13 protein-coding genes are annotated in these 15036 nt (G+C 67.8%); 11 read left to right on the top strand and 2 right to left on the bottom strand.

Annotated features, from left to right (window positions below; all coding sequences use genetic code 11):
* Positions 1-194: 194 nt before the first annotated feature.
* The gene (locus OK17_RS22785; protein ID WP_461418855.1) at positions 195-1211 is read right to left on the bottom strand and encodes a polyprenyl synthetase family protein; all 1017 of its coding nucleotides are present in this window, start codon (positions 1209-1211) and stop codon (positions 195-197) included.
* Between the two features lie 119 nt (positions 1212-1330).
* On the opposite strand from OK17_RS22785, the gene OK17_RS22780 reads away from it, so the two are divergent.
* Complete coding sequence (locus OK17_RS22780) at positions 1331-2614, top strand: geranylgeranyl reductase family protein (protein WP_461418854.1); 1284 nt, start codon at positions 1331-1333, stop codon at positions 2612-2614.
* A gap of 109 nt (positions 2615-2723) precedes the next feature.
* On the opposite strand, the gene OK17_RS22775 is transcribed toward OK17_RS22780, so the two are convergent.
* Positions 2724-3512 carry a GntR family transcriptional regulator gene (locus OK17_RS22775; RefSeq protein ID WP_232715768.1) on the bottom strand — a complete coding sequence of 263 codons (789 nt, stop codon included), beginning with the start codon at positions 3510-3512 and terminating at the stop codon, positions 2724-2726.
* A gap of 145 nt (positions 3513-3657) precedes the next feature.
* Between OK17_RS22775 and OK17_RS22770 the strand changes: the two genes are divergently transcribed.
* The 10 genes from OK17_RS22770 to OK17_RS22725 all read left to right on the top strand — a co-directional run bounded on the left by OK17_RS22770 (position 3658) and on the right by OK17_RS22725 (position 15006).
* Complete coding sequence (locus OK17_RS22770; protein WP_232715767.1) at positions 3658-5268, top strand: N-acyl-D-amino-acid deacylase family protein; 1611 nt, start codon at positions 3658-3660, stop codon at positions 5266-5268.
* An 81-nt stretch (positions 5269-5349) separates the two neighbouring features.
* Entirely contained in the window at positions 5350-6537 is a 1188-nt protein-coding gene (locus OK17_RS22765) for a YgeY family selenium metabolism-linked hydrolase (protein WP_232715766.1), read from the top strand.
* Positions 6534-7670 carry a diaminopropionate ammonia-lyase gene (locus OK17_RS22760; RefSeq protein ID WP_232715765.1) on the top strand — a complete coding sequence of 379 codons (1137 nt, stop codon included), beginning with the start codon at positions 6534-6536 and terminating at the stop codon, positions 7668-7670. The genes OK17_RS22765 and OK17_RS22760 overlap by 4 nt, the downstream gene beginning before the upstream one ends.
* Positions 7667-9076 carry a dihydropyrimidinase gene (hydA, locus tag OK17_RS22755; RefSeq protein ID WP_461418853.1) on the top strand — a complete coding sequence of 470 codons (1410 nt, stop codon included), beginning with the start codon at positions 7667-7669 and terminating at the stop codon, positions 9074-9076. Before OK17_RS22760 ends, hydA begins: the two co-directional genes overlap by 4 nt.
* A 35-nt stretch (positions 9077-9111) precedes the next feature.
* The gene (locus OK17_RS22750; RefSeq protein ID WP_232715763.1) at positions 9112-9669 is read left to right on the top strand and encodes a nuclear transport factor 2 family protein; all 558 of its coding nucleotides are present in this window, start codon (positions 9112-9114) and stop codon (positions 9667-9669) included.
* Positions 9666-10643, top strand: a complete 978-nt coding sequence (locus OK17_RS22745) for an isopenicillin N synthase family dioxygenase (protein ID WP_232715762.1) — start codon at positions 9666-9668, stop codon at positions 10641-10643. The genes OK17_RS22750 and OK17_RS22745 overlap by 4 nt, the downstream gene beginning before the upstream one ends.
* A gap of 13 nt (positions 10644-10656) precedes the next feature.
* Complete coding sequence (locus tag OK17_RS22740; RefSeq protein ID WP_461418852.1) at positions 10657-11304, top strand: aspartate/glutamate racemase family protein; 648 nt, start codon at positions 10657-10659, stop codon at positions 11302-11304.
* 67 nt (positions 11305-11371) lie between these two features.
* A complete protein-coding gene (locus OK17_RS22735; RefSeq protein ID WP_232715760.1) occupies positions 11372-12895 on the top strand; it encodes a cytosine permease in 1524 nt (507 codons plus the stop codon).
* Positions 12892-13713 (top strand): aspartate/glutamate racemase family protein, encoded by an 822-nt coding sequence (locus OK17_RS22730; RefSeq protein ID WP_232715759.1) that lies wholly within the window; start codon positions 12892-12894, stop codon positions 13711-13713. Before OK17_RS22735 ends, OK17_RS22730 begins: the two co-directional genes overlap by 4 nt.
* A 285-nt stretch (positions 13714-13998) precedes the next feature.
* Positions 13999-15006: an oxygenase MpaB family protein gene (locus OK17_RS22725; RefSeq protein WP_232715758.1), complete on the top strand. Its 1008-nt coding sequence runs from the start codon at positions 13999-14001 to the stop codon at positions 15004-15006.
* Positions 15007-15036 lie beyond the last annotated feature (30 nt).

Raw genomic sequence — 15036 nt, 5'->3', positions numbered from 1 at the left:
CTCGCTTCGCTCGGTCGGCGCTACTCGGCCGACAGAACAGTCCTCTGCTGGTTGTGCAGGCGACGAGCGCAGCGAGGAGCCGTGTCGATTTCTGCTGGTTGAGCAGGCGACGAGCGCAGCCCGTGTGACCTCTGCTGGTTGAGCAGGCGACGAGCGCAGCGAGGAGCCGTGTCGAAGCCAGGCTGGTGAGCCTGCTACCCGACGCGGTCGATGGTGTAGTCCACCAGCGACGACAGCGCCTTGTGCGCCGGGGTCTCCGGCAGCTCGGCGAGCATCGCGTGGGCCTCGTCGGCGAAGCTCTGCAGCTTCGCTCGCGCAGCTGCCATTCCGGCCGACGATTCGAGCAGCTTGAGGGCTTCGGCGACCTCGGCGTCGTCGGTGAGCGGCCGTGAACCGCCGTCGGGACCGACGAGGAGTTCACGCAGTCGTTCCGACGTGGCGTCGTCGCCGGTGAGTGCGTAGAGCACGGGCAGGGTGTGGACGCCCTCGCGCAGGTCGGTGCCCGGGGTCTTGCCCGAGTCGACCGACACCGAGCTGATGTCGATGATGTCGTCGGACACCTGGAAGGCGACGCCGACGATGTCGCCGATCTTGGAGAGTCGTTCGATGTCATCGGTGGTCGCGCCGGAGGCCATCGCACCGAAGCGTGCGGCGGCCGCGATCAGTGAACCGGTCTTCTCCCACACCACCTGCAGGTAGTGGTCGATGGGGTCCGCGCCGGGCTTCACGCCGACGGTCTCCCGCATCTGACCGGTGACGAGTTCGGCGAAGGTCTCGGCGATGATGCGCACCGCCTCGGGACCCAGCGTCGAGACCAGGCGCGAGGCACGGGCGAACAGGAAGTCACCGGAGAGGATCGCGATGGAGTTCGTCCAGCGGGCGTTGGCACTGGGGGCGCCGCGCCGCATGGAGGCCTCGTCCATGACGTCGTCGTGGTAGAGCGTCGCGAGGTGGATCATCTCCACGACGGTGGCCGAGGTGATCACGTCCTCCGAGTCGGGACGCGGCCCGAACTGCGAGGCGAGGATCGCGAACATCGGCCGGAACCGCTTGCCGCCGGCCTTGGCCAGGTGGGTCGCGGCCTCGGTCATGACCTCGTCCCCGGACGAGAGCTCCCCCAGCAGCAGGTCCTCGACCTTCTGCAAGGAGGAGCGCACCGTTTCGGCGAACTCATCCGATACCAGGTCCAACCCGGCGAATGTGGACTTCACAGCTACGCCGCCCCATCTCGTCTGATCCGGCTAATGTGTGTCGGCGGAGGCCCGAGTGTCCTCGTGATCCCGCCTGCCTGCCGAGCCTATCCGGTCCGGGGTACGGACATACTGTTCGGGTGAGCCCTGAGAAATCGACGCCCCGGGATGTCTCCTTCCCCGATCACGCCGACGTGTTGGTGGTCGGCGCGGGACCGGGCGGGTCGGCGGCCGCTGCACATGCCGCGACGGCCGGTCGAGACGTCGTCCTGGTCGACGCCGCGGTGTTCCCGCGCGACAAGACGTGCGGCGACGGCCTCACCCCGCGCGCCATCGCCGAACTCGACGCGCTCGGCCTCGGTTCGCTGGTGGCCGACCGGCCCCGCATCGACGGCCTGCTCCTCAACGGGTGGGGCGCGCGGCAGCAGGTCCGGTGGCCGTCGGGCCGCTTCCCCGCCTACGGCAGCGCGGTTGCACGGACCGAGTTCGACGACGCGATCCGGGCGCACGCGGTGAGCAAGGGCGTCCGAATGGTGCAGGGCGCCAAGGCTATCGACGTGACGATGGATGGCGACCGGGTCGGCGCGGTGACGTTCGCTGCCGGCGGCACCACCCACACCGTGCGCGTCGGCGACCTGATCGTCGCCGACGGGGTTCGCTCGGGACTCGGCAAAGCCCTTGGGCGCGAGTGGCATCGGGACACCGCCTACGGCGTCGCGGCGCGCGCCTATGCGCCCTCGGCCCGCGCCGACTCTCATTGGATGGGTTCACATCTGGAGTTGCGTGGCCCCGACGGTGAGCTCCTACCCGGTTACGGCTGGGTGTTCCCGCTCGGCGGCGCCGACGGCGGGGCAGGTGGCGGACTGGTGAACGTCGGCGTGGGCGCGCTCGCGACCGCGAAACGACCGGCACACATGGCACTTCGCCCGATCCTCGAGCACTACGCCGCAATGGTTCACGACGAATGGGCACTTGGCGGACCGCCGGTCCGCATCGCGTCGGCGCTGCTGCCGATGGGCGGTGCGGTGACCGGGGTCGCCGGCCGTAACTGGGTACTCATCGGCGACGCCGCCGCCTGCGTCAACCCGCTCAACGGCGAGGGCATCGACTACGCGATGGAGACCGCCCGGCTCGCGGTCGAACTTCTCGGCGCCGACCACTACACCGACCGCTGGCGCGACATCCTCGTCGGCCACTACGGGCTCGCGTTCTCCGCCGCCCGACGCCTCGCCGGACTCCTGACGATGCCGCAGACCGTGCCGACGCTCGGCCGCACCGGCATCCGGTCCCCGCAGCTGATGTCGATGGTCGTCCGGGTCATGGGCAACCTGATCACCGACGAGGACGCCGACCTCGTGGCGCGCGCCTGGCGGACCGTCGGCCGCATCTCCAGCCGCATCGATCCTCGGCCGCCGTTCGCCTGAGGGTCCGAACTCCCGCGGGAGCGTTTACCTGCCGCGGTGTCGTTTCCTTCCCGCGTGCGCCAGCCAGTAAGCGGGAAGGAACTGGTCCCGCGGGAACGACGGACCCGACTTACACCTGCGACAACCGTCGCCGCAGGACGAAGTTGAAGTGCTTGTTCAGCATGTAGGCCTTGCTGAGGTTTATCGGTTCACCGGCACCGGAGTAGGTGACCTCGTCCATCAGCATCGCCGGTGACCCGGATTCGACGCCCAGCTTCCCGGCGATCTCCTCCGACAGCGGGAGTGCCACCAGGGTGCAGTCGCTGTAGATGTTGCCCATTCCGGGGAGCCCGGCGAGCACGTCGAGCACCGAACCGTCGAAACGCTTCTCGAGCAGCTCGCGCGAAGCCACCTCGACGGGGACGATGTCGAGAATCCAGCCGATGCGCTTGCCGCCGAGCAGCTTCACCCGGCGGATCTCGACGGCAGGGGTACCCGGTCGTAGTCCCAGCGCCGCCGCAGACGCCTTGTCGAGGCCGATCTCTGAGATGACGAGGTCCTTGGTCGAGACCTTCTTGCCCTGCGATGCGGCGTACGTCTCGACCGACGCCAGTTGTGACAGTCCTGATGACAAGACCTCCGGCGTACCGACGACCAGACTCCCGCGACCCTGCTGGGAGCGGATGTATCCGGCCTCGTTCAGTCCGGCGAGTGCGGCACGGACGGTGATGCGTGAGACGTCGTAGCGACGACACAGGTCGGCCTCGGAAGGCAGGTAGTCACCCGGCTGGACCAGCCCGGACAGGATGAAGTCCTCGAGTAGGGCGGCACGGACCTCGCCGGCCAGATTGCGGCTGCGGCGGGAGCTCGCCTTGGAATTGCGGCCGGCCGCGGTGACGGGCGCTTGGCTCTGCGGCATGCCGCCATTGTGACACGAACCATGTCCCAAATCCTGTCGAGCAGAGCTGGATACACGTTGTTAACAATGCGAAACACAACTTGTAATACAGGCGGTGAATTCTTCATCCGTGCCCAGTTGTAATACAAGTGAGGGGAGGCGCCCGGTGAACACCGAGACCACCGAATCATTCACCATCTCAGGCGCTTTGGTGATCGACGAGGAGCGTGTGGAACAACTCGACGTCGATGTCGCCGACGGAAAGATCGTCGGACTGCGCGGCCACCAGCACCCGGACACCACCGCGGCCCGCGGCGGCTTCGACCAGGTGGTCGACGGCCGCGGCCGCGTGCTCGTCCCAGGTTTCATCGATCTCCACGCGCACAGCGCGATTCGGCTCTTCTCCGACCCCGAGCTCGCCCCGAAGATCGCCAGCGGGTTCACCACCGAACTCCTCTGCCCCGACGGTCTGGGCCCCGCCCCGGTCCGCGCGGACGGCATCGAGGACCGGCGCACCTACCTCGCCGGCTTGGAACCCGGTGCGGCCCCGTGGGATTGGACAGGCCTGGACTCCTACCTCGCGTCGGTCGACGCCGCGCGACCGTCCACCAACATCGTCACCTGCGTCCCGCACTCAGCGGTACGTGAGGTGGTCATGGGTCCGGCGGCACGACGCCCCTCGCGGCAGGAGCTCGACGAGATCCAGCAACTCGTCGCCGAAGGTCTCGATGCCGGCGCTCGAGCCGTGTCGTTCGGCCTCATCTACGCACCCGGCCTCTACGCGGAATCCGACGAGCTCGTCGCGGTCGCCGAGGTCGCGGCGTCCTACGGCGTCCCGGTGGTCCCGCACATCCGCAACGAGGCCTCCAAGATCCTCGACTCGATCGGCGAGTTCGTCTCCGCTGCGGAGAAGACCGGTGCCCCCCTGCACATCTCGCACCTCAAGCTCATCGGCAACCGCGACCTGCTCGATCAGCTGATGAACCTGTGCACCGATGCGGCCGACAAGATCTCGCTGACCTTCGACCAGTACCCCTACGGCGCGGGCAGCACCCTGTTGTCCGCGCTGCTGCCGCCGCATGCCTTCGCCGAGGGGTCCCGCGGCGTGCTGGCACGTGTCTCCGACGCCGTGGAACGTCGCCGGATGGCCGACGAGATCCGCAACGGCATCGACGGATGGGAGAACATCCTCGGCTCGGTCGGACCGGACAACGTCCTGATCGTGCAGGCCTCCGGAGATCGCGCCGAGGAGATCGGCAAGACGGTCGCCCAGATTGCCGACGAACAGCACTGTTCGCCCGAGGACGCGGTCTTCGACATCCTCGTCGACACCAATCTGGACGCGGCGATGATCGACCACTACGCCACCGAGGAGGTGGTGACCTCGATCTTCGGCCATCCCCTCGCCATGGTCGGGTCAGACGCCGTGTTCGCCCCGCGACCCCACCCCCGCCTGTACGGGACGTCGGCACGGGTACTGGGCCGCTACGCCCACCGCGATCACCTGATCTCGGTCCAGGATGCGGTGCGCCGCATGACCAGTCGCCCCGCCGACCTCCTCGGTCTCACCGACCGGGGCCGCATCGCCGAGGGCCTGCGCGCCGATCTCGTCCTGCTCGATCTCGACGAGTTCGTCGACACCGCCACCTACGACGACCCGTGCAACCTGAGCCCGGGCGTCGACACGGTGTTCGTGGGCGGCGTGCCCACCTGGCGTAACGGTCGACACACGGGTGCTCGTACCGGTCACGTCCTCACCGCCGCGACACCGCACTAGAGAACAGTTCCGCACCGACAACCACGTCAAGACCACCGACATCCCACATTCCCCGGACGAACCCCCATGAACGGAGCACCAATGACGGTCCCCGCGTACGCGATCGACGAAGCATCGATGATCGAGTTCCTCACCCGCTACATCGCCGCTCGCAGCTACTCCTCGGAAGAGGCCGACGCCGCGACCCTGTTGATCGCCGAGATGGAGAAGCTCGGATTCACCGTGGAGGTCGACGAATGGGGCAACGTCATCGGCACCATCCGGCTGGGTGAGGGCCCCACGGTCCTCATCGACGGCCACATGGACACCGTCGTGGTCACCGACGAGAGCGTGTGGGAGCACAATCCGTGGGGCGAGATCGCCGACGACGGCCGCTTCTACGGCCGCGGCACCGCCGACATGAAGGGCCCGACGGCCTCCGCGCTGTACGGGCTGGCCGCCCTGAAGGACGGCAAGGTCGGCACCCTGGTGCTCTCGGGCACCATCGCCGAGGAACTCGCCGAGGGCCCCGCCCTGGTCAAGGTGTGCGAGCGGGTCAAGCCCGACTTCGTGATCACCGCCGAGTCCACCAACCTGCGACTCAACCACGGCCAGCGCGGCCGCGGTGAGGTCCTGGTGAGCGTGCACGGCAAGTCCAGCCACTCCGCCCACCCGACCGCGGGCATCAACGCCGCGCAGGTGATGGCCGACGTCATCGTCGCCCTGCGCGACGTGCCGGTCCCCCACCAGGACGAGCTCGGCGACGGCATCCTCGTCCTCACCGACATCATCTCCCGTCCCTACCCGGGCCTGTCGGTCCAGCCCGACCTCTGCCAGGCCACGTTCGACCGCCGCCTACTCGTCGGCGAGACCGAGGAGAACGTGCTCGGACCGATCCGCGAGATCGTCGACGAGATCTGCGCCAAGCACGGCACCACCGGCAGCGTGGAGATCGCCTACGACGACTTCACCACCTACAACGGCACCCACGTCCGGTTCCCGAACTTCGCCCTCGCGTGGCTCACCGACCCGGAGAGCTCGCTGGTGACCGAGGCGCAGGCCGCACTCGACGCCGCGGGTCTGCCGTCCGAGCTGGGCACCTACAAGTTCTGCACCAACGCATCGGGTTCGGCCGGCACTCTCGGCATCCCGTCGATCGGTTATGGCCCCGGCGAAGAAGATCAGGCGCACACCGTCGACGAGTCCATCGCCGTCGCCGATCTCGCCCGTGCCGCCGCCGGTTTCGCCGCGATCGTCGAGAGCATCCTCTCTTCGGGAGCACGCTCATGACCGCCACGTCACAGGTGATCGCCAACGACGCCCACAACCCCGCTGCGGTCGAACCTCTCGACGGCGCGGCGGTCCGCGACTTCCATCGCGGCCTGCCTGGTTACGAGGCGACCCCGCTCCTCGACCGTCCCGAGATCGCCGAGAGGCTCGGCGTCGCGCGGGTGTCGGTCAAGGACGAGTCGAGCCGCCTCGGCCTGCCGGCCTTCAAGATCCTCGGCGCCTCCTGGGCGGTCGCCCGCGAGGTCGACCGACGCCTCGGCGGCACCGGGCTGCGCACGATCGATGCGCTCCGCGAAGCTGTTGCGGCGCAGAAGGACTCACCGTCGCGATTGACGACGCTGGTTGCGGCCACCGACGGCAACCACGGCCGGGCCGTCGCCCGGATGGCAGCGCTGCTCGGACTGTCGGCGATCATCCTGGTGCCCCACGACATGGTGGCGGCGCGCATCGACGCCATCGAGAGCGAGGGCGCCCAGGTCATCGTGCACGACGGGGACTACGACGCGACCGTGCGCCGGGCCGCCTCGATGGACTCCGATACGCATGCTGTCATCGCCGACACCGCCTGGCCGGGTTACGACGAGGTCCCCCGCTGGGTCGTCGAAGGCTACGCGACAATCGCGCACGAGACCCTCGAACAGCTGGCGGCGCAGGATGTTCCGGCACCCACCGTCGCGGTCGTGCAGGTCGGCGTCGGGTCGTTCGCGGCCTCGATGGTGCGGTCGTTCGCACCGACCGGGGCCCGGATCCTCGCCTCCGAGCCGACCTCCGCCGATTGCCTGGCACCCAGCATCGCCGCCGGCGCACCGACGCAGTCGAGCGGCACGATCGACTCGATCATGGCCGGCCTCAACTGCGGTGAGATCTCGCCGATCGCCTGGCCGGTGCTGCAGGCCGGTGTCCAGAGTGCGATCACCGTCACCGACGACGACGCCCGGGACGCGATGCGCCTGTTCGCCCGTGTCGGAATCGAATCCGGGGAGAGCGGCGCCGCCGGGCTTGCCGCCCTGCTCGCCCAGCCCGGACTGGTCGGCCCGGACGATCACGTCCTGTTGATCAGCACCGAGGGCATCACCGACCCGGTCGCATACGCCGAGATCGTCGGCGCCGTCCGCGCGGAGGTCTCCGCATGAGCCGTCGAATCCTGTTGCGCGGCGGCCGGGTCGTCGGCGAACAGTCGGTCATCCATGCCGACGTGCTCATCGTCGGCGACACCATCGCCGAGGTCGGACCGCTCGGCGAGGTCGCCGACGCCGAGATCGTCGACTGCACCGGCAAACTCGTCCTACCCGGCGGTGTCGACGCGCACACCCACATGGACTCCCGGTCCTTCGACCCCGCCACCTGCGACGATTTCTACACCGGCACCCGGGCCGCGGCCGTCGGCGGAACGACGACGATCATCGACTACAGCGCCCAGCTGCCCGGTCTCGACGTCTGGGATTCGGTGCAGTCGCACGCCGCCGATGCCGCCGACAAGGCCGTGATCGACTGGGGCCTGCACGCCCAGATCGCACGCTTCGACGACACCCTGCCCACCCAGCTCGACGATCTGGCACGCTCCGGCGTCACGAGTGTGAAGACCTTCATGGCCTACCGCGGCTCGCTGATGCTCAACGACGGTGAGCTGTTCGAGGTGCTCCGGACCGCGGGGTCGGCCGGCATGCAGGTGTGTGTCCACGCCGAGAACGGCGACGTCATCGACGTCCTCGCCCGCGATCTCGTGAACCAGGGCGTCACCGGCCCGCGCGGACATCTGCTCTCGCGCCCGCCGGAGACCGAGGCCGAGGCGGTCGCGCGCGCCATCCGCATCTCGCGCATGGCCGACGCCCCGCTGTACCTGGTCCACCTCTCCACCGAGGAGTCCGCACAGCTCGTCGCCGAGGCCCGTCGCGAGGACTGGCCGATCACCGCCGAGACGTGCACGCATTACCTCACCCTCGGTCCCGAGCTGTACGACGCCCCGGGCTTCGAGGGTGCGAAGGCGGTTCTCACCCCGCCGCTGCGGGAGAAGCATCACCACGACGCACTGTGGTCCGCATTGGACACCGGCGTGCTCGGCATCGTCAGCTCCGACCACTGCCCCTATTGCTTCGACGGTCAGAAGTCGTTGGGCCGCGACGATTTCCGTCAGATCCCCAACGGCGGACCGGGCGTCGAGCACCGCATGATCGTGACCTGGTCGGAAGGTGTCGCGTCGGGTCGGCTCACGTCGAGCCAGTTCGTGTCGGTGACCGCCGCAGAACCGGCCCGCCAGTTCGGGCTCTACCCCAAAAAGGGCGTCGTCGCACCGGGGTCCGACGCCGATCTCGTCATCTTCGACCCTGAGGGCACCACCCCGGTCAGCGCCGACACCCAGCTCCAGAACATCGACTACACGCTCTGGGAGGGCTGGGACCTCACGGGACGGATCGACGCCGTCTACTCCCGCGGCGATCTGGTCGCCCACGACGGTGTTCTCACTGCCGAGGGCGACCGTGCAGGCCGCGGCCGATATCTGACCCGCGCCACCGCCGGCATCGGACTCACCACTCCCTGACCACGCTTCTCCCACAACCCCCGAGGACATTTATCATGACCGGTTCCGACCTCGAGCTGCGGCTCGCGCGGATCGAAGCGAACACCGCCATCGATCACCGCATGTCGTCGTATCTGCGCTCCTGCGACATCGACAAGAACGTCGACGAGATCGTCGCCCACTTCACCCCCGACGCGATCTGGGAGGGCGTGGGCCGCAACGTCTCCTTCGGCCGCGCCGAGGGCCGTGAGGCGATCGCGGCACACTTCTCGACCGTCTTCACCCGTCAGCCGTTCACCCTGCACTACATCGCCAACGCCATCGTCGACGTCGACGCCGACGCCACCGCGGGCCGCGGTCGGTGGATGTGCCTCGAGCCCACCGCGATCCGCAACGGCACACTGCCCGCCTGGGTCGGCCTCGACTACGACGTGAAGTTCGAACTCACCGACGGCGCGTGGCTCATCAGCCATCTGCAGGTCGACACCCTCTTCGCCTCGCCGTACCACATCGGTTGGGTGGCAGATCGTTTCACCGACATGACCGCGACCGAGCCGTACCCGGCCTCGCCCGGAGCACTCATCTCCCTGCCCACCGAAGGAGTACCGCTGTGAGCACCGCAGACACCCTCACACTCGCCGACATCCCGGTCATCGACATCTCGGGACTGTCCTCGCCCCACCTCGACGACCGGATGAAGGTGGCCGAGCAGATCGACGAGGCCAACCGGCGAGTCGGCTTCCTGGTCATCACCAACCACGGTGTCGACGAGACCCTCATCGAGAAGATGCACAAGGCGTCGGAGACCTTCTTCGCACTGCCCGCCGAGGTGAAAGAGACCGCCGCGGTGTCGAACCCCGACATCAGCCGCGGTTACATGCCGCCGCTTGCCCGGTCACTCGGCGCCTCGAGCACCGGCATGGGTGAGAAGGACTTCGTCGAGTACTTCTCCATGGGTTCGCCGCGCAACGCCGGCAGCGGCCTGTTCGACCACGCCAACGTCTGGCCCGACGATGGCGACGAGATGCGCGAGACCTGGGAGACCTACTTCGCGGCGATGGAAGACCTCGCCGACCGTCTGCTCCGCGGCTTCGCGCTGGCTCTCGGCGTGGAGGAGAACTACTTCCGCGCCTACTGCGACAACCACTGCTCGGTGCTGTTCGCCAACGGATACCCGCCGGTGAGCGAGCAGACCAAGCCCAACGAGGTGCGTCTCGGCCAGCACACCGACTACGGCAGCGTCACCATCCTCCACCGCGACGAACGTCCCAGCGGGCTGCAGGTACTGCAGGACGGCGAGTGGCGCTTCGTGCCGGACATCCCCGGCTCCTACGTCATCAACATCGGCGATCTCATGGCTCGCTGGACGAACGACCGTTGGGTCTCGACGGTGCATCGCGTCGCCAATCCCCCGGTGGTCCACCTGGGCAACCGCCGCCTGTCCATCCCGTTCTTCCACCAGCCCAACGTCGACGCACTGATCGAAGCCGTCCCCACCACCGTGGGACCGGAGGGTCCGAAGTACCCGCCGATCACTTCCGGTGACAACTACCTCGAGAAGACCCGCAACTCGACCTCCGCCTACTGAAACGACCCTGAACATGACCCGACGCGTCCTCGTCATCAACCCCAATTCCAGCGAGCTGATGACCGCGATGATCGCCTCGTCAGCGCGAAATGCATTGCCCGACGCAGAGATCGAAGTCCTGCGGATGACCGACTCCCCCGAGGGCATCAACACCCGCGCCGACGAGGAGATCGCCATCGAGGCCATGCTCGATCACGAGGTGGCAGGCCGGCTCGACGACTTCGACGCGATCGTCATCGCCTGCTTCGGCGATCCCGGCGTCCCCGAGCTCCAGGCCCACACCACGCGCCCGGTCGTCGGGATTGCCCGCAACGCACTGGAATACGCATCGTTGACCCATGGCGGTTTCGCGATCGTCGCGGCGTCGGTCGACGCCGAGGAGATCATGCGCGACCTCGTCGACGCCTACGACCTGACCGACCACTGCCGTTCGGTCACCTCGGTCGGCATCGACGCCGCCTCCCTCGCCCGCGGGGGTCGCGATCACCTGCCGGCGATCACCTCCCGCATCCGCGAACTCATCACAACTCTCGACAACGGGGTCGAGAGCGTCGTGCTCGGTTGCACAGCCCTCGCGCCCCTGGCGGAGGACCTCGAAGCCGAGCTCGGCATCCCCATCCTCGATCCCGTGAACAGCGCAGTTCGCTCGATCGTGTCCTGATCCCACGGAATCCGTACGACCCCTATCCACCTGTTTTCCGCGGATTCCCTCTGCCCGAAAGGACCCCATGGCCATCATCGACTCCCCACCGGAGGCCTTGAACCCACCGCCCGGTAGCGCCACCCAACTCAAGAACGACGACCTCGCGCCCGTCCCGAAGGGAAAGCGCACCTGGGGTGCATGGAGCTACACGGCGCTGTGGCTCGGCATGGTGCACAACATCTTCGGCTTCGCCGTCATCGGCAGTCTGATGGGCACCGGCCTCACCGCGGTGCAGGCCCTCGTCTCGGTGTTCATCGCCTGCCTCATGCAGGTCGGTCTGCTGATCATCACCGGCCGGATCGGCAGCCGCTTCGGGATCCCGTTCCCGGTCTGGGCCCGTTCGGCATTCGGCGTCTGGGGCAGCAACATCCCGGCCATCCTGCGCGGCATCACCGCGATCTTCTGGTTCGGCATCCAGAACTACCTGGGCGCCTCGGTTCTCAACGCTCTCTTCAGCCAGGTCTTCGGCTTCTGGCGTGACATGGACGGGGAGTTCTGGGGTCTGACCCTCAACATGTGGCTGTCGATCCTGATCTTCTGGGCGATCAACTTCGTCGTCATCAACCACGGCATGGAGACCGTCCGCCGCTTCGAGGTCTGGGCCGGCCCGCTGGTGCTGGTCGTCATGGCCGTCCTGGTCGGCTGGGCGATCGATGCGGGCAACGGCCTCGGCCCGGTGTTCAACACCGACAACGCCACCCACGACACCGTGCCGGCCTTCGTGGCATACGGCCTCATCCCGGCTGTCGCGACGTTCATGAACTCGGGCTTCATCACGATGATCCTGAACTACCCCGACGTCGCCCGCTTCGCGAAGTCGAACAAGTCGCAGACCATCGGCACCCTGATCGGCCTGCCCCTCGGCACCGTCATCTACTACGGCATGTCCGCCATCGTCGTGTCCGGTACGCAGGCCAAGTATGGTGAGGCACTGTGGGATCCGGGCGCCGTCCTGACCGCGATCAACATCCCGTGGGTCACGATCATCGGTGCGATCCTGCTGACCGTCGCCACAATCTCGGTCAACATCCCGGCCAACCTGGTGTCCCCGGCCTACGACCTGGTCAACCTGTTCCCCAAGGTGTTCACCTTCAAGACCGCAGCGGTGACCGCCATCGTCGGCGCCTTCCTGTACTGCCCCTGGTACTGGATGCGCGACTCGGCCAGCTTCTACGACCTGCTGGCCAACCTGGGCACCTTCCTCGGACCGGCCACCGGCGTGATGGTCGCCGACTATGTCATCCGCCGCGGACGCCTCGACGTCGACGCCCTGTACGAGGTCCACGGACGCTACCGCTACATCAACGGCTTCAACCCGGTCGCGATCGGCGTGCTCGCCGTGACCACGGCCGGAGTGCTGGCCCTGAAGCTGATCCCCTCGATGGCCGACCTGTACCTGTACAGCTGGTTCATCTCGGTGGCGATCGCCTTCGTCGCCTACGTCGCGATCGCGTCGTGGGTGAATCGCAAGACCGACGGCGTGCTGCGCCGCGGAACGGAACCCAGCGGCACCAAGGGCGAGGAATTCGCCGAAGGCGCCGTCTGGTGACCACCTCCTCAGGCCGCGGCGGGAACGGCATCGCGATCAAGGTGATCGTGCCGTTCCCGCTCCCGGCGGATGCCGTCCGCCGGCGTGCGGACCAGCTGTCACCCGGGATGCTCGGCGAGAACGTCACCGTCACCTACGTGCCGGTGCGTGCCTCCGGGAAGCTCGCCGACAGCGCCTACGACAACTTCCTCATCGAGTGGGGCGTCATCGAGGCCGGCCTGTCCGCCCAGGACGAGGGCTACGACGCGGTATGCATCGACACCGCCTCGGACTCGGGTCTGGCCGTGCTGCGGTCCCGCCTCGACATCCCCGTGGTGGGCCCCGGTGAGGTCGCGATGCACGTGGCGGGCCTGCTGGGCCGCAGGTTCTCGATCATCAGCACCTTCGAGCGCTGGGCCCACAACTGCCGGAAGAACGCGGTCACCTACGGAATGACCCAGGCCCTGGCGTCCACGCGATCGCTGTCCGACGCCGCACCGGACGTCGAGCGTCTGCTCACCGACAAGCCCGACGTGATCGACGCGCTGTGCGTCCTCGCCGAGCGCGCGGTCGCCGAGGACGGTGCGGACACGATCGTTCTCGCCAGCACCACGATGCACCAGGTGGTCCCGGTCCTGCGCGACCGGCTCACCGTTCCGGTCGTCGACCCCGGTCCCTGGTCGGTGCGTCTGGCCGTCGACATGGTGACGCTCGGCGTCACCCACAGCCGCCGCGCCTACCCCGCACCGGGTGCCCTCGACGACGCCATGATCCGGCGACTGCCCGGCGAGGCGCCCGGTGCCGCCGGCTCGGCGACCGTCGTGGGGACGGCCCGATAGTGGGCCTATACAAGACCTGACCTGCAGGTCAGCCGAACCCGGAGTCACCCCGTCTCCCGCGAGGGCGTGTCCTTCCCGTTCCCCCCGATCCCGATGAGCGGGAAGGACACGTCCGACTAGCGGGCACAGTCGGACGACGCGCGGCATAACCGTAGTTATGCACTTCGGAGACGGGCCGCTTTCGGCGCGTTCACAATGAGACATCGGCACGGTACTGTTCCAAGTGGTGTGTCCTCGGCCACACCACCACGAGACCGAGACCCCCGTCGAACCAGGAGATGGCAGATGTCCACTGCATCCACTCTCGCCACCCGCGCCAAGCACGCCGTCCAGAACCGGGTGGCGCAGCGCTATCACCTGCGGGGCGACATCGATCGCATGGACGCCGAGAACGACCCCACCGGCATCTCCCGGGCGCTCGCCACCCAGGAGTTCCCCTGGGGCATTACTCAGGCACTGAGTTTCGCGCTGTTCCGTACGTACGCGGTGCCGTCGATCGGCGATCTGCTGTACAAGACGAGCCAGTTCACCGAGTCGACGCAGAAGCGCTACGACGATACGGTCCTCCTGCTCGACGCCCCGATCGAGCACGGCGTCGACAGCCCCCTGGGCCGCGCCGGCATCCGCCGCATCAACCAGATGCACGGCATGTACGACATCCCGAACAGCGACTTCCTCTACGTGCTCTCGACCTTCGTGGTGTGCCCGGTCGAGTGGGTGAACGCCTACGAGTGGCGCAAGCTCACCAACCACGAGATCCGCGGCCTCACCAACTACTACCGCCGTGTCGGGCAGCTCATGGGAATCAAGGACATCCCGGAGACCTACGAGGGTTTCAAGCAGTTCTACGAGGACTACGAGACGGCCAACTTCGCCTTCAGCCCCGACGCCCTGGCCGTCGCGGACTCGACGCTCGCCCTGCTGGGCACCTTCATGCCCTACAAGCTGCTCCCCCGCGCGGTGGTGCGCCGGATGTCGTTCGCGCTCATGGACGATCGCCTCCTCACCGCGTTCAGGTACCCGAAGCCGACCCTCGTCGAGCGCATCCTGGTGCGCGGCGGTCTGAAGGCCCGTGGCCTCGCGATCCGGCTGTTCTTCCCGCCACGCACCGAGCCCCTGTTCGGCCGCCAGACCAAGCAGGTCCGCAGCTACCCCAACGGTTACCGCCTGGAGGAACTCGGCACCTTCGGCCCGGGATGTCCGGCACCCAAGGTCGAGAAGGCAAGCGCCGCAGGCTGTCCGGTGCCACACGAGCTCCTCGCCGAGGACGCTCAGCAGGCCGCCGGGTCCTGACCTATCCGCTGCCTGAGGTGCGAGGAGCGA

The organism is Gordonia sp. GN26 (assembly GCF_054823965.1).
The sequence above is the reverse complement of the archived record's forward strand: the minus strand, read 5'-3'. Positions and strand labels throughout refer to the sequence as shown.